General features: G+C 43.1%; 21 protein-coding genes. 20 read left to right on the top strand and 1 reads right to left on the bottom strand.

What is annotated here, in order from left to right; genetic code table 11:
- Positions 1–15 precede the first annotated feature (15 nt).
- From topA to glnA, 20 genes are all read left to right on the top strand, one after another.
- Positions 16–2,124 (top strand): type I DNA topoisomerase, encoded by a 2,109-nt coding sequence (gene topA, locus Q0P34_RS05350; protein ID WP_294953945.1) that lies wholly within the window; start codon positions 16–18, stop codon positions 2,122–2,124.
- A 2-nt stretch (positions 2,125–2,126) separates the two neighbouring features.
- Entirely contained in the window at positions 2,127–3,407 is a 1,281-nt protein-coding gene (gene trmFO / locus Q0P34_RS05355; RefSeq protein ID WP_294953948.1) for a methylenetetrahydrofolate--tRNA-(uracil(54)-C(5))-methyltransferase (FADH(2)-oxidizing) TrmFO, read from the top strand.
- Positions 3,404–4,399, top strand: a complete 996-nt coding sequence (gene plsX / locus Q0P34_RS05360) for a phosphate acyltransferase PlsX (RefSeq protein WP_294953951.1) — start codon at positions 3,404–3,406, stop codon at positions 4,397–4,399. Before trmFO ends, plsX begins: the two co-directional genes overlap by 4 nt.
- A 2-nt stretch (positions 4,400–4,401) precedes the next feature.
- Positions 4,402–5,079: a ribonuclease III gene (rnc, locus tag Q0P34_RS05365; RefSeq protein ID WP_294953954.1), complete on the top strand. Its 678-nt coding sequence runs from the start codon at positions 4,402–4,404 to the stop codon at positions 5,077–5,079.
- Positions 5,076–6,053, top strand: coding sequence for a radical SAM protein (locus Q0P34_RS05370; protein ID WP_294953956.1), 978 nt, complete (start codon positions 5,076–5,078; stop codon positions 6,051–6,053). Before rnc ends, Q0P34_RS05370 begins: the two co-directional genes overlap by 4 nt.
- Before the next feature lie 5 nt (positions 6,054–6,058).
- Entirely contained in the window at positions 6,059–9,631 is a 3,573-nt protein-coding gene (gene smc, locus Q0P34_RS05375; RefSeq protein ID WP_294953958.1) for a chromosome segregation protein SMC, read from the top strand.
- A 32-nt stretch (positions 9,632–9,663) separates the two neighbouring features.
- A complete protein-coding gene (gene ftsY / locus Q0P34_RS05380; RefSeq protein WP_294953962.1) occupies positions 9,664–10,665 on the top strand; it encodes a signal recognition particle-docking protein FtsY in 1,002 nt (333 codons plus the stop codon).
- Entirely contained in the window at positions 10,665–11,288 is a 624-nt protein-coding gene (gene rdgB, locus Q0P34_RS05385) for an RdgB/HAM1 family non-canonical purine NTP pyrophosphatase (protein ID WP_294953965.1), read from the top strand. Before ftsY ends, rdgB begins: the two co-directional genes overlap by 1 nt.
- On the top strand, positions 11,285–11,731 hold the full coding sequence (gene yhbY, locus Q0P34_RS05390) for a ribosome assembly RNA-binding protein YhbY (RefSeq protein WP_294953968.1): 447 nt from the start codon (positions 11,285–11,287) through the stop codon (positions 11,729–11,731). The genes rdgB and yhbY overlap by 4 nt, the downstream gene beginning before the upstream one ends.
- Before the next feature lie 6 nt (positions 11,732–11,737).
- A complete protein-coding gene (gene nadD, locus Q0P34_RS05395) occupies positions 11,738–12,322 on the top strand; it encodes a nicotinate (nicotinamide) nucleotide adenylyltransferase (RefSeq protein WP_294953971.1) in 585 nt (194 codons plus the stop codon).
- On the top strand, positions 12,315–12,896 hold the full coding sequence (yqeK, locus tag Q0P34_RS05400) for a bis(5'-nucleosyl)-tetraphosphatase (symmetrical) YqeK (RefSeq protein ID WP_294953974.1): 582 nt from the start codon (positions 12,315–12,317) through the stop codon (positions 12,894–12,896). The genes nadD and yqeK overlap by 8 nt, the downstream gene beginning before the upstream one ends.
- 3 nt (positions 12,897–12,899) lie before the next feature.
- Positions 12,900–13,265 (top strand): ribosome silencing factor, encoded by a 366-nt coding sequence (rsfS, locus tag Q0P34_RS05405; protein ID WP_178669363.1) that lies wholly within the window; start codon positions 12,900–12,902, stop codon positions 13,263–13,265.
- 37 nt (positions 13,266–13,302) lie between these two features.
- On the top strand, positions 13,303–15,711 hold the full coding sequence (leuS, locus tag Q0P34_RS05410; RefSeq protein ID WP_294953979.1) for a leucine--tRNA ligase: 2,409 nt from the start codon (positions 13,303–13,305) through the stop codon (positions 15,709–15,711).
- Positions 15,712–15,903: 192 nt separating this feature from the next.
- Positions 15,904–16,080 carry a 30S ribosomal protein S21 gene (gene rpsU, locus Q0P34_RS05415; protein WP_022258953.1) on the top strand — a complete coding sequence of 59 codons (177 nt, stop codon included), beginning with the start codon at positions 15,904–15,906 and terminating at the stop codon, positions 16,078–16,080.
- Positions 16,081–16,140: 60 nt separating this feature from the next.
- The gene (aroQ, locus tag Q0P34_RS05420; protein WP_294954001.1) at positions 16,141–16,578 is read left to right on the top strand and encodes a type II 3-dehydroquinate dehydratase; all 438 of its coding nucleotides are present in this window, start codon (positions 16,141–16,143) and stop codon (positions 16,576–16,578) included.
- A gap of 37 nt (positions 16,579–16,615) precedes the next feature.
- Positions 16,616–17,173 carry an elongation factor P gene (gene efp / locus Q0P34_RS05425; RefSeq protein WP_294953982.1) on the top strand — a complete coding sequence of 186 codons (558 nt, stop codon included), beginning with the start codon at positions 16,616–16,618 and terminating at the stop codon, positions 17,171–17,173.
- Between the two features lie 21 nt (positions 17,174–17,194).
- Positions 17,195–17,614, top strand: a complete 420-nt coding sequence (locus tag Q0P34_RS05430; protein ID WP_294953985.1) for a CD1247 N-terminal domain-containing protein — start codon at positions 17,195–17,197, stop codon at positions 17,612–17,614.
- Positions 17,615–17,800: 186 nt separating this feature from the next.
- Positions 17,801–18,880: a calcium/sodium antiporter gene (locus Q0P34_RS05435; RefSeq protein WP_294953988.1), complete on the top strand. Its 1,080-nt coding sequence runs from the start codon at positions 17,801–17,803 to the stop codon at positions 18,878–18,880.
- Between the two features lie 36 nt (positions 18,881–18,916).
- A complete protein-coding gene (locus tag Q0P34_RS05440) occupies positions 18,917–20,122 on the top strand; it encodes a CapA family protein (protein WP_294953991.1) in 1,206 nt (401 codons plus the stop codon).
- Between the two features lie 199 nt (positions 20,123–20,321).
- A complete protein-coding gene (glnA, locus tag Q0P34_RS05445) occupies positions 20,322–21,665 on the top strand; it encodes a type I glutamate--ammonia ligase (RefSeq protein WP_294953994.1) in 1,344 nt (447 codons plus the stop codon).
- Positions 21,666–21,849: 184 nt separating this feature from the next.
- Here glnA and Q0P34_RS05450 read toward each other — a convergent pair whose 3' ends face one another.
- Positions 21,850–22,674 carry a Cof-type HAD-IIB family hydrolase gene (locus Q0P34_RS05450; protein WP_294953997.1) on the bottom strand — a complete coding sequence of 275 codons (825 nt, stop codon included), beginning with the start codon at positions 22,672–22,674 and terminating at the stop codon, positions 21,850–21,852.
- Positions 22,675–22,817: the final 143 nt, after the last annotated feature.

Genomic DNA, 22,817 nt, shown 5'->3' on the forward strand with positions numbered 1-22,817 from the left:
AAGGAATAAATATATATGTCAAAATTAGTAATTGTGGAGTCACCTGCAAAGGCGAAGAATATTAAGGGCTATCTCGGCAAGGGATACGAGGTTATTGCCTCTATGGGCCATGTTCGCGATTTGCCTGCGGCAAGGCTCAGCGTAGATATTGAGCACAACTTTGAGCCAAAGTATGCTGTTATTAAGGGCAAGGAGGCTCTTGTTGATGAGCTTAAAACAAAGGCGCACAAGGCAGATTGCGTTTATCTTGCAACCGACCCTGACCGTGAGGGAGAGGCTATTTCCTGGCATCTTGCAAACCTTCTTGACCTAAAGCTTAGCGACAAAAACAGGGTAACGTTTAACGAAATTACCAAAACCGGCGTGAAAAACGGAATGGAAAACCCTCGTCAAATTGACATTGACCTTGTTAATGCACAGCAGGCAAGACGTATCCTTGACCGTCTTATCGGCTATAAGCTTTCACCGTTTGTAAGCCAAAAGATCAGACGAGGACTTTCGGCAGGCAGAGTGCAGAGTGTTGCTCTTCGTCTTGTTGTTGACAGAGAAAACGAAATCCGTGCATTCAATCCGGAGGAGTATTGGACAATTGATGCAAAGTTTACCAATCCTCCGGAAAGAAAAAGCTTTAACGCAACCTTGGTGCAGGATGCAGACGGCAACAAGGTGGGCACGGATAAAAATAAAATACCGGACAAGGCACAGTCGGATAAGATTTTGGCAGACCTTGAAAACGCGGAATATGTTGTTACAGGTGTAAAAAAGGGTACAAGAAAAAAGAACCCTGCACCTCCGTTCATTACATCAACCTTGCAGCAGGAGGCTTCCCGTCGTCTTTCGTTCCAGGCAAGAAGAACGATGAAGGCTGCACAGGAGCTTTACGAGGGTGTTGATGTTAAAGGGCTTGGCACAGTCGGTCTTATTACTTATATGAGAACAGACTCACTTCGTATTTCGGACGAGGCTCGTGCGGCAGGCAACGAGTTCATCAGGCAGGCGTACGGCGAAAAGTATTTGCCGTCTACTCCGAGATTTTACAAAACAAAGGGTAACGCTCAGGACGGCCACGAGGCTATTCGTCCGTCAATGCCTAATGTTACTCCGGATTCCGTTAAGGATTCGCTTACATCAGACCAGTACAAGATTTATAAGCTTGTATGGGAGCGATTCATCGCTTCGCTTATGGCATCCTGTCAGCAGGAAACCATGAAGGTGGAGATTACCGCAAACGGATACATCTTTACCGCAGGCGGATATACCGTTAAGTTTGACGGCTTTACTGCATTGTACGAGGAAAAAACCGATGACTCACAGAAGAAGGACAGCGAATCACCGCTTCCTCCTGTTGCAGAGGGTGATGTGCTTAAGCTTAAGTCTATTTTAGGCAATCAGCATTTTACACAGCCACCGGCAAGATATACCGAGGCTTCTCTTACAAAAGCACTTGAGGAAAACGGCGTAGGCCGTCCATCAACATATGTTACTATCACATCAACCATTCTTTCAAAGGAATATGTTGTTCGCGAGGGCAAGCAATTTGTTCCTACGGAGCTTGGCGAGGCTGTAACAAATCTTCTTAAGGAAAAAATCCCCAACATAGTAAATGTTAAGTATACCTCAAAGATGGAGGATGACCTTGACAAGATTGATTCAGGCGAAAAGAATTATATTGATATGATTCGTCTTTACTATGATGATTTTGTAGATCCTCTTGAAAAAGCGAAGAAGGATATGCAGGGCGTAAAGATTAAACTCAAGGAGGAGGAAACCGACGTTGTCTGCGAAAAGTGCGGCAGAAAGATGATTGTTAAGGTTGGACGCTTCGGTAAATTCCTTGCGTGTCCCGGCTTCCCTGAATGTAAAAACGCAAAACCGCTTGTTACAAAGACAAAGGCAAAGTGTCCCGAGTGCGGCGGTGATGTAATAGAAAAGAAAACAAAGCGCGGCACACCGTTTTACGGCTGTTCAAATTATCCCGAATGTAACTTTATGACTTGGGATGCTCCTACCGACGAGGTTTGTCCGAGGTGCAACAAGTCGTTGTTCAGAAAGAAGGGCAATGTGCTTTACTGTCCCGATACAGAGGGCTGCGGATTTACAAAGCCTGCACCTAAGAAGAAGTAATTATGAAAAAATTTACAGTTGTCGGTGCCGGACTTGCGGGCTGCGAAGCGGCTTGGCAGATTGCGCAGGCAGGCTACCGTGTAACTCTTGTTGAAATGAAGCCGGTTAAGTTTTCTCCGGCACATAAAAGTGAAAATTTTGCGGAGCTTGTTTGTTCTAATTCCTTAAAGGCTTCAAGGATAGACAGTGCCGCAGGACTACTCAAGGAGGAAATGGCAAGGCTCGGCTCACTTACCGTTCCTGTTGCACGAAAAACTGCAGTGCCTGCGGGAGGTGCACTTGCTGTTGACAGAAATGACTTTTCTTCTACCGTAACACAGATGATAAAAAATCATCCTAACACCTCGGTTGAAAACAGAGTGTATGATACAATCAATCCCGATGATGACGAGATTTTGATTATTGCAACAGGTCCTCTTACCGAGGGAAAGCTCGGTGAGGAGATACAAAGGCTTTGCGGTGATTATCTTTCCTTTTACGATGCGGCCGCACCGATAGTAACTGCCGAAAGCGTGGATATGCAAAAGGCGTTCGGTGCCTCAAGATACGACCGAGGCGGTGATGACGACTACATTAACTGTCCGTTTAACAAGGCAGAGTACGAGGCTTTTATTAATGAATTGATAAATGCCGAGGGAGCCGTTGTTCACGATTTCGACGTGTACGAGGGATGTATGCCTATCGAAAAGCTTGCAAAGCGAGGACTTGACGCACCGAGATTCGGGCCTATGAAGCCGGTCGGACTTGTTGACCCAAACACAGGCCACAGGCCTTGGGCATGCGTTCAACTTCGCAGAGAAAACAGCAAGGGCACAATGTTTAACCTTGTCGGCTTTCAAACAAACCTTAAATTCGGCGAGCAAAAGAGAGTGTTCTCTATGATTCCCGGACTTGAAAATGCAGAGTTTGTTCGCTACGGTGTAATGCACAGAAATTCATTTTTGAATTCACCTAAATTACTCAATGCAGATTTCAGCCTGAGGAAAAACCCGAACATCTTTTTTGCAGGGCAGATTACCGGCGTAGAGGGATATATGGAATCTGCCGCCTCCGGTATTATGGCAGGCATAAATGCCGTTAGACGTGCCGAGGGCAGAGAGTCTCTTGTACTGAGTGAATACAATATGATAGGTGCCCTGTCGCAGTATATCAGTGATGAAAGCGTAACGAATTTTCAGCCTATGGGTGCTAATTTCGGAATTTTACCGCCCATTGAACCAAAGATAAGGGATAAACGGGAAAGATATATGGCTCTTGCTCAAAGGGCATTGGAGAAGGTATGAAAATTATTGTAGATGCAATGGGCGGAGATAATGCTCCGCTTGAAATAATAAAGGGCAGTATGCTTGCTGTTGACGAATACGGTATCGACGAGCTTGTTTTGCTCGGTGATGAAGCAGTAATAAACAACTGCGTTAAGGATAACGGTATTGCACTTAAAAATACAAGAATTGTAAACTGCACACAGGTTATTGACAACTGCGATGATGCCAAGGCTGTTTTGCGAGGAAAGCCCGACAGCTCTATGGCGGTAGGCTTTAAGCTCCTTAACGATGGCGAGGGCGATGCCTTTGTAAGTGCAGGCAATACAGGTGCTATTACTGTCGGTGCAACACTTATTACAAAAAGAATAAAGGGCGTTAAGCGCCCTGCCATTGCTTCGGTTATGCCGAGTGCCGCAAAGCCGTTTGTGCTTATGGATTGCGGTGCAAATGCCGAGTGCAAAAGTGAGTATCTGTGTCAGTTTGGCCTTTTAGGTTCAATTTATATGCAAAATATTTTCGGTGTGCAAAATCCAACCGTTGCGCTTGCAAATAACGGTACAGAGGAAACAAAGGGAACTCCTGTTGTTAAGGAGGCATATCAAATGATGAAAAATGCTCCGTACAATTTTATCGGCAACATTGAGGGAAGGCAGATACCGTTTGGTGATGCAGATGTTGTGGTTGCCGACGGCTTTACGGGCAATCTTATCCTAAAAACCTACGAGGGCGTTGCAAAGGTGCTTATGCAGGGAATTAAGGATGCATTTTACAAAAACACATTAAGCAAGCTTTCATACCTTGGAGTTCGCTCCGGAATAAATGATATGAAGGCGCAGTTTGATTATAAGGAGTACGGCGGTGCGGTAATGCTCGGTGTCAAAAAGCCGGTAATAAAGGCACATGGCTCGGCGGACGCACGATGCTTTAAGAATGCAATTAAGCAGGCGGTTATGTTTTTGAAAACCGATTTGATAAATAAAATAGAGAAGGAACTGCAATCGCAAGAGTAGCTATGGATATTTCAGTTTTAGAAGAAAATATAGGTTATACCTTCAAAAAGAAGAAGTATTTGCAGGAGGCTTTAACGCACTCATCATATGCAAATGATAACCAAAAAAAATTCAATAACGAAAGAATGGAATTTTTGGGCGACGCAGTTTTAAGCTTTGTGTCCGCAGAATATCTGTACGAAAGGTATCCCGATATGGCAGAGGGCGAGCTTTCAAAGCTTCGTTCATCGCTTGTATGCACACAATCTCTGTCAAATTTTGCAAGAGAGATTAATCTCGGTGATTTTCTTTTGCTTGGCAGAGGGGAGCTGAAAACAGGCGGAAGTGACAGAGATTCAAATCTTGAAAATGCCTTTGAGGCACTTATTGCGGCAATATATCTTGACGGAGGAATTGAGCCTGCAAAAAAGCATATCCTTCGTTTTCTTGCTCGTGACATAAACACTCATCACATTTTGTTTAAGGATTACAAAACCACGCTTCAGGAGGTTATTCAGCAAAACAAGGACGAAACCCTGAACTATGTTATTGTCGGCGAAAAGGGCCCTGACCATGACAAGATGTTTGAGGCAGAGGTACACCTTAACTCCAATGTTGTCGGCAGGGGTGTAGGCAGAAGTAAAAAGCAGGCAGAGCAGGAGGCGGCGAAGGAAGCACTTTCGCTTATGGGTATTATATGAAAAAAGGTAATATAAGCATTTTTATCCCACACCTCGGCTGTCCGCAGCAATGCTCGTTTTGCAACCAAAAAACCATTACGGGCAACCAAAAGCAGCCAACCTGTGACGATGTGATTTGCGCTGTCGAAACGGCATTAAGAAAAAAGGGCTATGAGTACGAAATTGCGTTTTTCGGCGGATCGTTTACTGCGATAGACAGGGAATATATGCTGTCGTTGTTGAAAGCAGCATATACATATGTTGCCGACGGCAGAGTAAAGGGTATAAGGATAAGCACCCGCCCCGATTGTATTGACAACGAGATTTTGGATATTCTTAAGGAATACGGCGTAACGTCGATTGAACTCGGTGCTCAAAGCATGGATGATGAGGTGCTAAAGGCAAATCTTCGCGGTCATACGGCTCAGGATGTAGAAAATGCATCAAGGCTGATTAAGTCCTACGGCTTTGAGCTTGGTCTTCAAATGATGACGGGACTTTATCTTGATACAGACGAAAAAGCTGTTGAAACTGCAAAAAGGATAATAGCACTTCAACCGTCAACTGTTCGTATTTATCCGACAGTTGTGTTAAAGGGAACAATGCTTGCAAGGCTATACGAGGATGAGGTGTTTAAGCCGCAAACCGTGGATGATGCGGCAAATCTTTGTACAAGGCTTGTGCCGATGTTTGAGGATGCGGGGATTAAGGTTATTCGACTTGGGCTTCACGCATCGGACGATATAAAGAAAAATGCTGTTGCCGGAGCATATCACGAATCCTTCGGCGAAATAGTTAAGAGCAGATATATGCTCAACAGAATACTTAAATACAAGCCCGGTGATTACGAGATAATGGTTAATCCTCGATCTGTATCTCAACTAAAAGGGCAACAAAAACGAAACATCTACTTCCTTATGGAAGAGGGATATAATATAAAAGTAACGGTAACCGATAAGGTTGCTCAAAACGATTTGAAAATAATAAGACGGTAAAAAATATGCTACTTAGATCATTGGAAATGCAGGGATTTAAGTCATTCCCTGACAAAACAGAATTGAATTTCGGTAAGGGTATTACAGCGGTAGTAGGACCAAACGGCTCGGGTAAAAGTAATATTTCCGATGCTGTTCGCTGGGTTCTCGGTGAAACAAGCACAAAGTCGCTTCGCGGTTCAAAGATGGAGGATGTCATTTTCGGCGGTACATCAAAGCGAAAGGCATTGGGCTTTGCACAGGTTACTTTAACCCTTGATAATTCCGACGCAGCACTTAAGGACCATGGCGAGATTGTCACAGTAACGCGTAGATATTATCGCTCCGGTGAAAGTGAATATAAAATTGACGGCGAGTCTGTAAGAAGAAAGGATATTCACGAGCTGTTTATGGATACAGGTCTTGGCTCTGACGGATATTCTATGGTAGGTCAGGGCAAGATTGATTCTATCATTTCTGCAAAGAACGAGGACAGGCGCGAGCTCTTTGAAGAGGCGGCAGGTATATCCCGCTTCCGTCACAAGAGAAAGGATGCCGAGCGCAGACTTGATCAGGCACAGGAAAATCTTGTAAGGCTTCTTGATATTCTCGGTGAGCTTGAAGGTCGTGTCGGTCCGCTTAAAACTCAAAGCGAAAAGGCTCAAAAATTCCTTGAGTACAGTGAGGAAAAGAAGACTCTTGAAATCGGTGTTTGGTTAAATAAAATCAACAGATTTACGGTTGATTTGAGAGAACAGGAGCACAAGATTGACGCAGTAAGAGCTTCGTACGAAATCTGTGAGGCAGACCTTGCAAGAATAGAGCAGGAGCTTGAAGAAACCGCAAAGGGTATTACATCTATCAATCTTGATATAGAACAAAGAAGAATTAATGCTTCACAGCTTGAGGAGGAGGCACTGCGCAAGGACGGCGAAATCAGCGTTCTCAACGCAACCCTTGAGCATAATAACGATATAATCGGCAGGCTTACCGATGATATCAACGACGCCGACGGCACAGGTGCTTCTATTGATGAGCAGATTGCTGAAAAAAATGAACTTATTGCGGATACAGAAAAGCAGATTGTTCAAAAGCGCGCAGAGCTCGAGTCTGTTGTAAATGAACTAAACAAGGTTCAAAGCGAAAATCTTGAGTTTTCCGACAGGTCGGTTGAGCTTAATCAACAACTCACATCGTTAACTCTTAAACTTTCCGACAGCAAGGTTAAGATGTCACAGGCAACCTCGTCGATAGATGAGATTAATTCTCGCAAGGATACCATAGCGGCTCAAATTGAAAATGCCGAAAAGGATATTGAATACATTAAATCTCAGGCAGAGGAAAGCAAAAGCAATCTTGAATTTTTGAAGGAAAGAATCAGCGAATACGAAAATTCACTTGAGGGCTATCAAATAAAGGTTGATGCAAAGCAGAAAAAAGCAGAGGCGGTTAAGCAAAAGGCAGAGTCACTTGCGCGTCAAATGGCAGAAAAAGCAGACCGTGCACGAGTGCTTGAGGATCTTGAGAAAAATATGGAGGGCTTTTCCGGTGCAGTAAAGGCTGTGCTTAAGCAAAGTCAAAGCAAAGCTCTTCCGGGTATTCACGGCACATTGTCACAGCTTATCACCGTTGATAACGAAAATTCAACAGCCATAGAGATTGCCTTGGGTGCTACAATGCAAAACATTGTTGTTTCAACAGAGGGCGATGCAAAGCGTGCCATCAATTATTTGAAGCAAAACAATATCGGTCGTGCAACCTTCCTCCCAATATCAGCTATAAAGCCAAGATACATTGAGGAAAAGGATTTGGATGACAATTTCGGATTTGTGGATATTGCTTCAAATCTTGTTGAATGTGACGAGCAGTACAGAGCCATTGTTGAAAATCTGCTTGGCAGGGTAATGGTTGTCGAGGATATTGACTGTGCTATTGCAATTTCAAAAAGATACAAGAACAAATATAAGCTTGTAACCCTTGACGGTCAGGTTATGAATCCCGGCGGTTCAATGTCGGGTGGCTCAAAGGGTAAGGGCAGCGGTGTGCTTTCACGTGCCAATCTTATTGATGAGCTAAAGGCAGAAACCGAAAAAATCGGCAGGGAGCTTGAGACTGTTCAGGCAGAGCTTAAAAAAGCTACCGAGGATGCAAGCCTTGCATATGCCGATTTGCAGGGAGCGGATGCAGACCTTCGCAATGCCAAGGAGGAACTCATTCGTGCCGAGGGCGACGATAAGCTGATTTCGGACAAGCTCTCATCATCTGTCAGTCAGTGTGATGCTCTGAAGCGAGAGCAGGAGAACAGCGATGGAAGAATACTTTTGCTTCGTCAGGCTATCACAAACGCACAGCAGGAGGCAGATGAGATTGAAAAGCAGATGACCGATACCGAGCAGGAAATTAATTCAATTTCCGCAAATGCTCAGGAGCTTTCCGCAAAGCGTGATGAAATCAGAGAAAAAACAGAGCAGATTAACCTTGAAATTGTAACCTTAACAAAGGACAGCGAGGCGGCAAGACTATCCGTTGAGGAGCTTGAGCTTCGCAAGTCTACCCAGTCAGACAGAGTTCGTACCATTACCGACGAGATAAATGAAATTAAGGCAAAGAACGAGGCACTAATTCTTTCTATCAATGATGTTAAGCGCGAGGCAGACGAGCTACGCAGAAAAGCAGGCGAAAGCACAGCTGATATTCAAAACGAGATTAACAGCAGAAACGAGCTTGAAAAGCAGTCGGGTGAGCTTCGTGCCACCGAAAAGTCAACTCTTGCCGATAAGGAAAAGCTGTCGGCCGATATTGTCAGACTTGAGGAACGCAAGGCTAATATGAAAAAGGAATACGACGAGCTCGGCGATATGCTTTTTGAGCAGTACGAGCTTACAAAGCCGGAGGCGCAGGCTCTCGGCATTGTAATTGAGGATATGGCTCAGGCCAAGAAGCGTTTGCATGAAATTAAGGTTGCAATAAAGGGACTCGGCTCAATCAACGTAGGTGCTATCGAGGAATACAAGGAGGTATCCGAAAGGTACACCTTCCTTAAGGAACAGATTGATGACATTGAGCAGAGCAAAAGAGAGCTTGCAAAAATTATTGATGATTTGACCTCTTCTATGAGCGAAAAGTTTATGGCTCAGTTCAACAGGATTAACACCGAGTTCAAAACCTGCTTTGCCGATTTCTTCGGCGGAGGCAACGGTGAGATTATTCTTGAGGAGCCTGATAATTGCCTTGAATCTGCAATAGAGATTAAAATTCAGCCACCGGGTAAATCGGTACAAAACATTAATCTTTTCTCGGGCGGTGAAAAGTCGCTTGCAGCTATGGCATTGCTCTTTAGCGTTCTTAAGGTTCAGCCGTCACCATTCTGTATTTATGACGAGGTTGAGGCGGCACTTGACGATGTTAATGTTGAACGCTTTGCAAAATATATGCGCCGTATGACAGACAAAACACAGTTTATCTCCATCACTCACCGTAGAGGTACTATGGAGGAGGCAGATGTTTTGTATGGTGTTACTATGCAGGAAAAGGGCGTTTCAAAGCTTCTTGAGCTTCAGTCCGCAGAGCTTGCACAGCAGATGGGACTTGAAGCATAATACATATGACAAACATTTAGCGAGGAATTATTATGGGCTTGTTTGATAAATTCAGAAAGGGTTTGAAGAAAACCCGTGAAACAGGAATGGTTGCTCAGATTAACGAGACAATCGAATCCCACGAAAAAATCACCGATGAGCTTTTTGAGGAGCTTGAGGAAATTCTCATTATGGGTGATGTTGGCTTTCCGACGGCGGAAAGAGTAATCGGCGACCTAAAGGAAAAAATAGAAAACGATAATATTACAAGCGTGCCGCAGGTTAGGGAAACCCTCAAGGACATCGTTGCCGGTGTTGTTTGGGGCGGTAGCTATCTTTCGTTGCGCACAAAGCCGTCAATTATTCTTGTTATCGGTGTAAACGGAGTTGGCAAAACAACAACGATAGGCAAGCTTGCAATGCGACTTAAGTCTATGGGCAGAAGCGTTGTTCTTGGTGCCGCCGATACCTTCCGCGCAGGTGCCATTGAGCAGCTTCAGGTTTGGGCAGACAGGGCGGATGTTCCGCTTGTTAAGCATGCAGAGGGTGCAGACCCTGCCGCTGTTGTGTACGATACAATTCAGTCAGGCAAGGCAAAAAACGCCGATGTAATAATTATTGATACGGCAGGCAGATTGCATAACAAGAAAAACTTAATGGACGAGCTTAATAAAATCAGCCGAGTTATTGACAGAGAGCTTCCGGATGCAAGCAGAGAAACCTTGCTCGTTCTTGATGCAACAACAGGTCAAAATGCCGTTAATCAGGCGAAGGACTTTAAGGAAGCGGCAGGCATTACGGGTATAATTCTCACAAAGCTTGACGGCACCGCAAGGGGCGGAGTTGTTCTTGCGATTAACAACGAGCTTGATGTTCCTGTTAAGTTTATCGGTGTCGGCGAGCAGATTGATGACCTCCAGCCGTTTGACGCAGAGGCATTTGCGTCTGCAATGTTTGACATCAAGCCTACCCATGATGATGACAGCACTATCGCTGATTTCATCAATGAAAATGTAACGCGTCAGGATGATAATGCTGACGGGGAGGATGAATAATGGATTTTATTCTTGCAACAAATAATATGAAAAAGCTTGCGGAAATGCAGAGAATATTGTCGCCGTTGGGCATAAACGTTGTTACTGCAAAAATGCTTGGAATCGAGCTTCCGGAGGTTGTTGAGGACGGCGACACCTTTGAGGCAAATGCAAAAATCAAGGCAGAGTCGGCATGCAAAATTACAGGTCTTCCCGCTATTGCAGACGACAGCGGACTTTGTGTTGATTATCTTGACGGTGCTCCGGGCATATATTCCGCAAGGTTTGCGAATATAGAAATTCACGACGGTGTGTGCGTTGATAACGAAAAGAATGCCGACGATGAGGATAATAACAACCTTCTTCTCAAAAAGCTTGAGGGTGTTGATAAGGAAAAGAGAACGGCTTACTATGTTTGTGCAATTTGCTGTGTTTTCCCCGACGGCAGAGAAATTACCGTTAGAGGTGAGTGCCACGGCACTATCGGCTTTGAGCGCGACGGCAATGCAGGCTTTGGCTATGACCCGCTGTTCATCATTAACGGCAAATCCTTCGGAAAGTATGAGGGTGAGGAAAAGGATAAGATTTCTCACAGAGGCAACGCCTTGAGATTACTATGTAAAGAATTGGAGAAAAATATATGACATCAAAGGAAAGAGCAGCCTGGAGAGCAAAGGCAAATACTCTTGAGCCTATTATTCAAATCGGCAAGGAGGGAATTACGGATAATTTGATTACTCAAATTGATGATACTCTTGATGTAAGAGAGCTTATCAAAATCCGTGTTCACCTTGAAACTGCACCGCAAACACCAAAGGAAATTGCACCACAGCTTGCCCAAAGGCTCGGTGCGGATGTAATTCAAGTTATCGGCGGAGTAATTGTGCTTTACAGAGAGGCCGACCCTCAGCGTATTGAGGAAAAGAAAAGAAAAAGAGGCTCCGGTAATGCAAAGGCAAAGGCCAAGAAAAAGGTAAAGATTAAAGGTCTTCGTCAAAGGCAGAGAGAAAAAGAAGCTAAAAATCCTTATGCAGTTTACGACCGCTTGAATAAGGATAAAAACAAAAAGCCAAGCAGAACGAAGTAATACAATATGAGAATCGGTATTTTCGGCGGAGCATTTAACCCCGTTCATAACGGACATCTTGCACTTGCAAAGCATTACAAAGACTCCTTGTCGCTTGATAGGTTGATATATATCCCGACGGCAAACCCACCGCACAAGCCGTCAGGCAATTTAATTGACGGTGAGCACAGGATTAATATGCTTAGGCTATGCGTAGGCGATGATGAGGTTTGTGATATAGAATTCAGGCACGACGGTAAAAGCTACACCTATCTGACCTTGCAGGAATTAAGGCGGGCATATCCGAATGACAAATTGTATTTGATTATCGGTGCAGATCAGTTTTTCTATTTTGAAAATTGGTATAAGTATGAGGAAATTTTATCTCTTGCAACCGTTGTAACTGCCGCAAGGGAGGGCAATCAGTACAGTCAAATGCTTGAGTTTAAGGCACAGCATCCGTCGCTAAAGGATGTTGTTGTTTCCGAATTTGAGGTGATAGATGTTTCGTCCTCTCAGATAAGGAACGCCGTCAGTCAAGGCGAAGATATTTCACAATATGTTCCTAAAAGGGTTGAAGAGTATATAAAGGAGCATAGGCTCTATGTATGATTATAATGGGTATATAGATTTAATTAAGAGCAGCCTTTCCGAGTATAGATTTAACCACAGCATAAATGTTGCAAAAAGAGCAAGAGAGCTTGCTCGCATTTACGGTCTGGATGAAGAAAAGGCTTATCTTGCAGGAATTTTGCACGATATTACCAAGGAAACGGATTATTCACTGCAGGAAGAATATATGAATAATGTTGGTATTATTCCAACAGAACTTGAAAAAAATAATAAAAAGGTGTATCATCAAATGTCGGGGGCGGCTTATGTTAAAGGTGTGCTGAATATTGATGATGAGGATATATTGAGCGCAATAAGATTTCATACCACAGGTCACGCAGATATGACCGATTTTGAAATGCTGATATATCTTGCAGATTTAACAAGCGAGGAAAGAGACTATCCCGATGTGGATACTGTTAGGGCACTTGCCGATAAATCCTTGCTTGAGGCCATGCTTTACGCATTAAGGTTTACCATCAGGGATTTGGCAGGCAAAAACAGCCTGATTCATCCCGACACCCTTCATTGCTATAATTGGGTGATCACACAGATTAATAACGCAAAGGATTAATATATGAGTAAGGAAAATTATTTGGAAATAGCACAGATAGCAGTTAAAGCAATCGACAGCAAGCGCGGTGACGACATTGAGGTTATCAAGGTGTCGGACATTACCGTGTTGACTGATTATTTTGTTATCGCAACTGCAAACACAAATACACAGCTTAAGGCTATTGCCGACGAGGTGGAATACAAGCTAAAGGAGGCAGGCTACGAGCCTCATCACATTGAGGGTGAGCGAAGCGAATGGATTTGCCTTGACTATGTAGGCTGTGTTATTCACATTCTTCTAAAGCAACAACGCGGTTTTTATCAAATTGAGCGTCTTTGGGAGGATGGCGAAAAGGTCGATATAGACGATATTATAGTTAAAGAATAAATAAATCAGTAAATAATTCCTATGGAGGACTGACATAATGGAATATAATTTTAAGCAAATTGAATCAAAGTGGCAAAATGTTTGGTACAGCCAAAATACATTTGCGGCAAAGCAGGATTTTACTCTGCCTAAATACTATTGCTTGGTAGAGTTTCCTTACCCGAGCGGACAGGGACTTCACGTAGGTCATCCCCGTTCCTACACCGCACTTGATATTGTTGCCCGTAAGAAAAGACTTGAGGGATACAATGTTCTTTATCCTATGGGTTGGGATGCTTTCGGACTCCCGACAGAAAACTTTGCCATCAAAAACCATATTCATCCGGCAGAGGTTACAAAAAATAACATTGCACACTTTAAGGAACAACTTCAGGCTCTCGGCTTCTCGTTTGATTGGACAAGAGAGGTAAACACAACCGACCCGTCTTACTACAAGTGGACACAGTGGATTTTTCTTCAGCTGTTTAAGAAGGGCTTGGCATACAAGTCCGAAATGGCTGTTAACTGGTGCACCTCCTGCAAGTGCGTTCTTGCAAATGAGGAGGTTGTAAACGGTGTTTGTGAGCGTTGCGGCAGCGAGGTTATTCGTAAAAAGCAGAGTCAGTGGATGCTTAAGATTACAGAGTATGCAGACCGTCTTGTTAAGGACCTTGACGATGTAAACTTTATCGACAGGGTAAAGACTCAGCAACGCAATTGGATTGGTCGTTCAACAGGTGCAGAGGTTGATTTCGGTACAACACTCGGCGATACTCTTACTGTTTATACAACCCGTCCGGATACATTGTTCGGTGCTACATATATGGTAATTTCTCCGGAGCACCCTTACATTGAAAAGTGGGCAGACAAGCTTACCAATCTTGATGAGGTACGTAAATATCAGGATGAGGCCGCACATAAGTCGGATTTTGAAAGAACCGAGCTTAACAAGGAAAAAACAGGTGTTATGCTCAAGGGTGTAATGGGTATTAACCCTGTTAACAATACAGAAATTCCTATCTTTATTTCAGATTATGTACTTGTATCATACGGTACAGGTGCTATTATGGCTGTTCCTGCTCACGATACTCGTGACTGGGAATTTGCAAAGAAATTTGATTTGCCTATTATTGAGGTTGTTGCCGGCTCAAAGGTCGGTGTGGAAAACGAAGCGTTCACCGATTGCGCAACAGGTGTAATGACAAACTCATCATTCCTCACGGGTATGACTGTTGAGGAAGCAAAGGTTGCTATTACAGAGTGGCTCACAAAAGAGGGCAAGGGACATCAAAAGGTCAACTTTAAGCTTCGTGACTGGGTATTCTCTCGTCAAAGATATTGGGGCGAGCCTATTCCTATCGTTAAGTGTGAAAAGTGCGGATATGTTCCTCTTGATGAAAGCGAGCTTCCGCTTACTCTTCCAAACGTTGAATCATACGAGCCTACCGACACAGGTGAATCACCGCTTGCAAAGATGACTGATTGGGTAAACACAACCTGCCCTTGCTGCGGCGGACCGGCAAAGAGAGAAACCGACACCATGCCTCAATGGGCAGGCTCATCATGGTATTTCCTCAGATACTGCGATCCTCATAACGACAAGGAGCTTATCTCTAAAGAAGCTGCAGAGTATTGGACCCCTGTTGATTGGTACAACGGCGGTATGGAGCACACAACACTCCACCTTCTCTATTCAAGATTTTGGCACAAGTTCCTTTATGATATCGGTGTTGTTCCTACATCAGAGCCTTATCAAAAGAGAACCTCTCACGGTATGATCTTGGGTGAGAACGGCGAAAAGATGTCAAAGTCAAGAGGTAATGTTGTTAATCCCGATGAAATTGTAGATACCTACGGTGCAGACACAATGCGTCTTTATGAGATGTTTATCGGTGACTTTGAAAAGGCAGCACCTTGGAATTCGGATTCTATAAAGGGCTGCAAGAGGTTTATTGAAAAGTATTGGAACCTGCAGGAAAAGGTTGTTGACGGCGATGAGTACACTCCTGAGATGGAGGCACTTATGCATAAAACAATCAAGAAGGTTACCGAGGATATTGATAACCTCAAGGCAAATACTGCCATTGCGGCAATGATGAGCTTGGTTAACGAGCTTACATCAAAGGGCTGTAATAAAGCAGAGCTTAAAACACTTACAATATTGTTAAATCCGTTTGCCCCTCACGTTACAGAGGAGATGTGGGAGGTAATGAGCTTTGGCGGAATGGTTAATCAAGCTGAGTGGCCAAAGTATGATGAAGAGAAGACAAAGGAAAACAATGTCGAAATCGTTCTTCAAATTATGGGCAAGGTGCGTGCAAAGATTACCGTACCTGTTGATATGGCAAAGGATGATGTTTTGGCTGCCGCAAAGGCAGAGCCAAAGATGGCAGAGCTGCTTGCCGGCAAGGAAATTAAAAAGGAGATTTATGTTCCGGGCAAGCTTGTAAACTTTGTTGCTATGTAGTGATGTGCAAGTGTGAAAAGCCTGAAGCTGTAAAGAGTGTTAAATGTAAGTGACGGTTACAAAAAGTGACAAAATATTGATTTTTTGCACTAAATTTTGCAAAATGCTTGACAAGGATAGCATAATTTATTATAATCTTTGCGATATAGAAATTTATCAAATAACCCCCGATGGTCGGAGGGAGGGAATACAGTGAGTCAGGTAAAAGTTAAGGAGAATGAATCTCTTGATAGCGCACTTCGCAGATTTAAGCGCCAAACTTCTCGTGATGGTATCATCCAGGAAGTAAGAAAGAGAGAGCATTACGAAAAGCCTTCAGTAGCTCGTAAGAAGAAGAGCGAAGCTGCTCGTAAGAGAAAGTACAAGTAATAAAGTACATACATTGAGGGGTGACAGCACAGTCACCCCTTTAGATTTTACGGAGATGTTATCATGAAAATTTTGATTATGAACGGTCCTAATCTTAATATGACCGGGGTAAGAAAAAAGAATGTCTATGGTGCTGAAACCCTTGATGACATAAACAAAGAGCTTAAATCATACGGCGAGAGCAAGGGCGCACAGATGTACTTTTATCAGTCAAATCACGAGGGCGCACTTATTGACGCTATTCACGAAAGCAAGGATAAGTTTGACGGTGTAGTGCTTAACGCAGGTGCATATACTCATTATTCATATGCTATTCGTGATGCCATTGAGGCGGTTGCGGATTACACTCCTTTTGTTGAGGTGCATATGAGCGATATTCATAAAAGAGAGGATTTTCGCAAAATTTCCGTTATAACCGATGTTTGTGTAAAGCAAATTTACGGATTTGGCAAAGATAGTTACAAAATGGGTATTGACCTATTGTGTGAAATATTATAAAATAAATGAGTAATATTATATACGGAGGTATAAATTTATGATTAGTGCAGGCGATTTCCGAAACGGAGTTACCTTTGAGGAGGACGGCAACGTATTGCAGGTTATAGAATTCCAGCACGTAAAGCCGGGCAAGGGTGCCGCTTTTGTAAGAACAAAGACAAAGAATGTTATTACAGGCTCTGTTGTTGAAAAGTCATATAACCCAACAGCAAAGTTCCCAACAGCATATATTGAAAGAAAAGATATGGCTTATTCATACAGCGATGAAGGTCTTTACTACTTTATGGATAACGAGACATTCGATATGGTTCCTGTATCAGAGGCAGATCTTCCTGATTCATTCCGCTATGTAAAGGAAAATGATGTATGTAAGATTTTGTCATATAAAGGCAAGGTGTTCGGTGTTGAGCCACCGACATTTGTAACCCTTCAGGTTACTGCAACCGAGCCGGGTATTAAGGGCAACACAGCTACAAATACTCTTAAGCCGGCAACTGTTGAAACAGGTGCAGAAATCAGAGTTCCTCTTTTCATCAACGAGGGCGATATGATAAGAATTGATACAAGAACATGTGAATACATGGAAAGAGCATAATTATTGAAAGGTTGTTATAATATGGAAACATCAGAAAGCTTGGGATACCTCAAGGGCCTTATTGACGGTCTTGATTTGGACCCAAACAAAAAGGAAACAAAGGTTTTTAATGCTATCATTAGCGTACTTGAAAATCTTACAGAGGACATTGATGATATGACAGAGGGCTTGGAGCTTGTCGGCGAGCAGATTGACGCTGTTGACGAGGACCTTGCAGACCTTGAGGATTTTGTGTACGATGATGACTGCGATTGCGGCTGTGATTGCGATGATGAAATCGAAGAGTTTGAGGTTGAATGTCCAACCTGCGGTGAGCAGATTACTGTTGATGAGGATACAGTGATGGAGGGCAAGTTTGAGTGCCCTAACTGCGGTGAGGTTTTGGAATTCGACATCGAATATGATGACGATTGCGAGTGTGGCTGCTGCGACCACGAGTAATCGTAAAATTAAAATGAAAAAGACGCGGGCAGTGCTTTGCGTCTTTTTGTTTACATAGGATTTAATAGGTAATAATATATTATACTATATTATCTTTATAATCACATCACGCCTTGTTCGGCTACAACAAGGATCAACACGTGATTATTAATACTTGATTTGTAGCCGGAAAGGCAATGAGAAAAAATGGAATTTTTAGAAAGCTTTTTTGCAACAGCCAATCTTGGCATAGTTGTTGCCTTGTTTGTTCTCGGCTTAATTCTTATTATCAAGGGCGGCGACTGGTTTGTTGACAGTGCAAGCTGGATTGCAGAGGTGCTTGGTGTGCCGAAGTTTGTTATCGGTGCGACTATTGTGTCTATTGCAACCACGTTGCCTGAAATGATTGTGTCTGTTGTTGCAACTGCAGGCGGCAAGGTTGATATGGCGTCCGGTAATGCTATCGGCTCTGTAACGGCAAACACAGCTATGATTATGGGTATATTCATTGTTTGTATGCCTTTTGCCGTAAAACGTAAGGAATTTGCGCCAAAAGCCATTATGATGCTTGCTGCTGCTATTGCTATTACAATGGGTACAGGTCTTACGGGGCTTATCACAGTTGACGGCTACGAGGGTCAGTATCACACTCTTTCAACAATCGGTGTTATTGTACTTTTTGCTATCTTCATTGCTTTCTTTATCGAAAACTTTATTTCTATGAAGAACAGCTCAAACCAAATTGAGCCGGACCCTCACGGTATCGGCTTGCAGGAGGAGGATGGAATTACTCCTACAAAGGCAAACACAACCGCTGCCGATTGGATAAAGAACATCGCTATGTTTGTTATCGGTGCCGTTTGTATCGTTGCGGGTGCACAGCTCCTCATCAACGGCGGAACAAGAATTGCAAAGGAAATGCACATCAGTGAAAGAGTAATCGGTGTTATTGCCGTTGCTATCGGCACATCGTTGCCGGAGCTTGTAACAACAATTACTGCTCTTCGTAAAAAAGAGGGTGCATTGTCTGTAGGTAATATTCTCGGTGCAAACATTATTGACCTTGCACTTATTCTTCCTATTTGCTCATTTGTATCTATGGGCAAGGGACAGGGTGCGTTGATTGTATCACCCGGCTCTGTATTTGATATGATTATTTGCATATGTGCAGTTGCTATTGCCGTTATTCCGACATTGTTTACCAAAAAGCTTCAGCGTTGGCAGGGCGTTGTATCTCTGACGGGATACCTCGGATACGTTGTTTATACCTTTATTTCTTCAAAATAATTACACACTTTAAGCTTGAAAGGCTACGGTGATTAAATGGCTAAAGAAAAAAAGAATTCGGGCAGGGGACTTTTGTCGCTTGTAATTCCTGCCTGCGTTGCCGTTGCGGTTGTTGTGGGCCTTGCTGTCAGCGGTAAGGTCACCGCCGACAGAGATAAGATTAACCCAACCGTTACATCAACAAAGCCTGCCGTAACAGAAGAGGCAGCACCTGTCAATTCAAAGGTTACCTTGCTTGCTGTTGGTGACAATCTTATCCACAACACATTGATTGATGCAGGTAAGCAGGATGACGGAAGCCTTGATTACAGCTCGTTTTATGATAATATTTCCGATTATGTAAAGTCTGCCGACATTGCTTGCATTAATCAGGAAACCATGCTTGGAGGTCCGGACTTTGAATATCTCGGATACCCATGCTTTAACACTCCTTGGGAGGTTGGCGAGGCTGCTATCAACGCAGGCTTTGATGTGTTTACCTGTGCAACAAACCATTCTCTTGATGTGCAAAAGTTTGCAGGCATTGAGGCAGAATGTACCTTTTTTGAAAAGCATCCCGAGGTTGTGCATATAGGTACTAACAAAACAGAGGAGGAATACAATACCGTTACATATTATGAAAAAAACGGTATTAAGTTTGCACTCCTCAACTACACCTACGGCACAAACGGAATTCCAATTCCGGATGATAAGCCTTGGTGCGTTAATATGCTCGATGAAGAAAAGGTTACTGCCGACATCAAAAAGGCAAGAGAAAACGCAGACTGTGTAATCGTATTCCCGCATTGGGGCACCGAAAACAGCCACGAGATTAATGAGCTTCAGCGAAAATATGTAAAAATCTTTTCCGACAACGGAGTGGATATTGTTATAGGAACTCATCCGCACGTGCTTCAGCCTGTTGAATGGGTGACTAATGAGACGACAGGTAAGAAAATGCTTGTGTATTATTCTATCGGCAATTTCATTTCGCATCAGGTTAACCTTAATCAAATGTGCGGAGGTATGGCAGAGATTACCGTTGAGCGCATCGACGGCGAAATAAAGATTACATCTGCAAAGCTTGCACCGGTTATTGATTTTTATCACAATACAGGTAACGGTTATAGATTTTCTGTTTACAGGCTTAGTGATTATACAGATGAGATTGCAGGCGAGCAGGCAAAGTCAGGGGCAACCGTAAAGTATTTTACCGACCTTGCAAAAAAGATTGTCAGCGAAGAATTTTTGAATTTGAATTAGTGTGTTGGGGGATTTCCACAAACTGTAATCCGTTATTCAATGCAATATCCTTGCATATTTTACAAAGATAAAAAAATACACAATATATTGTTGACATTGGTAAAATGTCGATATATAATGTTAGCAGTAAGAACAAAGGCGTTCCGATTTTTTCGGGATGCCTTTGTTTTTTATAACAGAGAGGGGAGTATTTATTATAATGAGTAAATACACAAAAGAACAAATTCTAAAGGAAGCAAGAGAAAACGGAGTTCAGTTTATCAGACTTCAGTTTACCGACCTTTTCGGTATTATGAAAAATGTTGCCATTACTCTTTCACAGCTTGAAAAAGCTCTTGACAACAGCTGTATGTTTGACGGCTCATCTATCGACGGCTTTGTAAGAATTGATGAATCCGATATGTATCTGCATCCTGATTTTGACACTTGGGCAGTTTTCCCTTGGAGAAAGCATCTTAATGCTCAAACTGCAAGACTTATCTGCTCTGTATACAAGGCAGATAATGAAACACCGTTTGAGGGCGACCCGAGAAACGTTTTGCAAAAGGTTATTGATGAGGCTGCCGAGATGGGATACGGCTTCAATGTTGGTCCTGAATGTGAGTTTTTCCTTTTCAAGCTTGACGAAAACGGAGTTCCTACTCTTGAAACAGGTGATGAGGCAGGCTATTTTGACCTTAATCCTATTGACCACGGCGAGAATTGCCGTCGTGATATTTGCCTTGCACTTGAGGAAATGGGCTATACCATTGAGGCGTCACACCATGAGGTTGCAAAGGGACAGCACGAGATTGATTTCCAATTCGGTGATGTTATGACAAGTGCCGACAGAGTTATGACCTTTAAGCATGTTGTAAAAACATATGCAACAAAGCACGGCCTTCACGCAACCTTTATGCCAAAGCCTGTTGAGGGTATAGCAGGCTCGGGTATGCACACCAATATGTCACTTTGCGACCTTAAGACAGGCAAAAATGTATTTGATGACCCTAACGGTGAGCTTGGCTTAAGCAAAGAGGCTTACAGCTTTATAGCAGGAATTATGGCACACGTAAAGGGCATTGCAGTATTTTCAAACCCAACAGTTAATTCATATAAAAGATTGGTTCCCGGCTACGAGGCACCGTCATATCTTGTATGGTCAACATCAAACCGTTCCGTTCTTGTACGTATTCCTGCATCTCGTGGTAAGGGAACAAGAGTTGAGCTTCGCAGCCCCGACCCTGCATGCAATCCTTATCTTGAAATGGCGCTTTGCCTTGCAGCAGGTCTTGACGGAATTAAGAAGGGTATGAAGCCTGCACCTGCATTTGATGAGAATGTATTTGAACTTTCCGATGAAGAAAGGAATAAGGCAGGTATTGATTCTCTTCCGGGTTCACTTGAGGAGGCTATCAAGGAGGCAGAGGCTGACCCATTCATCAAAGAGGTGTTGGGTGAGCACGTGTTTAACAATTACATTGAGGGCAAGAGAGAAGAATGGAATTCATACAAAACCTCTGTTTCTCAATGGGAGATTAATAGATATATGATTAATTATTAATCATTTATTTATAGGGTACAGGTTACCCGTATTTTGCGGCTTGCCTACAATTAGGCAAGGTTCGCTTTAGCGAACCCTCTCTTATGGCATATTATATGCTGTATGGTTGGTGTCGGGATTTTTCCCGGCACCAACAAAAATCAAAAACTATTTGTTGTGCAATATAGTAAAAGACCTTGTCGGATTAATCACCGATAAGGTCTTTTAATGCTTTTTCAACACCGTTATTGTCATTTGTATCTGTAATAATATCTGCCATTTCCTTTACGCAGTCGACAGCGTTACCCATTGCGACAGCCGTACCTGCCTTTTGTAGAAATTGCAAATCGTTTTCTCCGTCGCCGAAGGCAATAACCTCGTTTAAGCCTATTCCTAAATGATTGCACAGCATTTGCAATGCAGTGCCCTTGTCTGTGCCGGCTTTTGTAATTTCTAAAAATCTGTCTGCAAGCATACAGTATTGGATGTCGCTGATTTTGTCGGTGTGTTTTTTGATACGTTCTCTGTCGGCTTCATCCTTGCAGATGATGAAAACCTCGTCTGCCTCGTTACCCGTGTTGTCAAATAATGCATCTATGCTGTCAATCCTTTTTCTTGAGGAAAAAATATAATCTCCGACCACCGTGCCTGCAAACTCATCCTTGTAATGCTCAAATACACTTTTTTCGCAGTAGCCGAAGTGGTTGGTAAACACCTCAAACATGGCACCTGTTTTTTTAACCTGCGTGATGACCTCACGGCTTTGCTCATTTGTCATAGCAAGCGAAAAAATATCTGCACCCGTTTTGTTGTCCACTGTCTTTGAGCCGTTGTTTGATATGATATAGTCAACACCGTCAATCTCTCTTACCGCCTGTGGCACACCGCTGAGTGGTCTGCCGGTTATTGGCACAATATGTATTCCTTTTTTACTTAATTCTTCAAGCAGTTTAATCGTGCTTTTTTCCAATGATTTGTCCGACCTTAAAAGTGTCCCGTCCAAATCCAATCCTATCAACTTGTATTTCATAGGTACATTATACATATAATTTGCTGTTTTGTCCATTTTTAATTGACATTTTATTTTGCAGAATTTATACTGTTTTTATAATGATATGTATCATGCGTGGTATTGCCACAAAGATTACCACTTCCGGGGAGCATAAGATTAAC

This window comes from uncultured Eubacterium sp. (genome assembly GCF_945980375.1).
Classification (GTDB): Bacteria; Bacillota; Clostridia; order Oscillospirales; family Acutalibacteraceae; genus Eubacterium_R.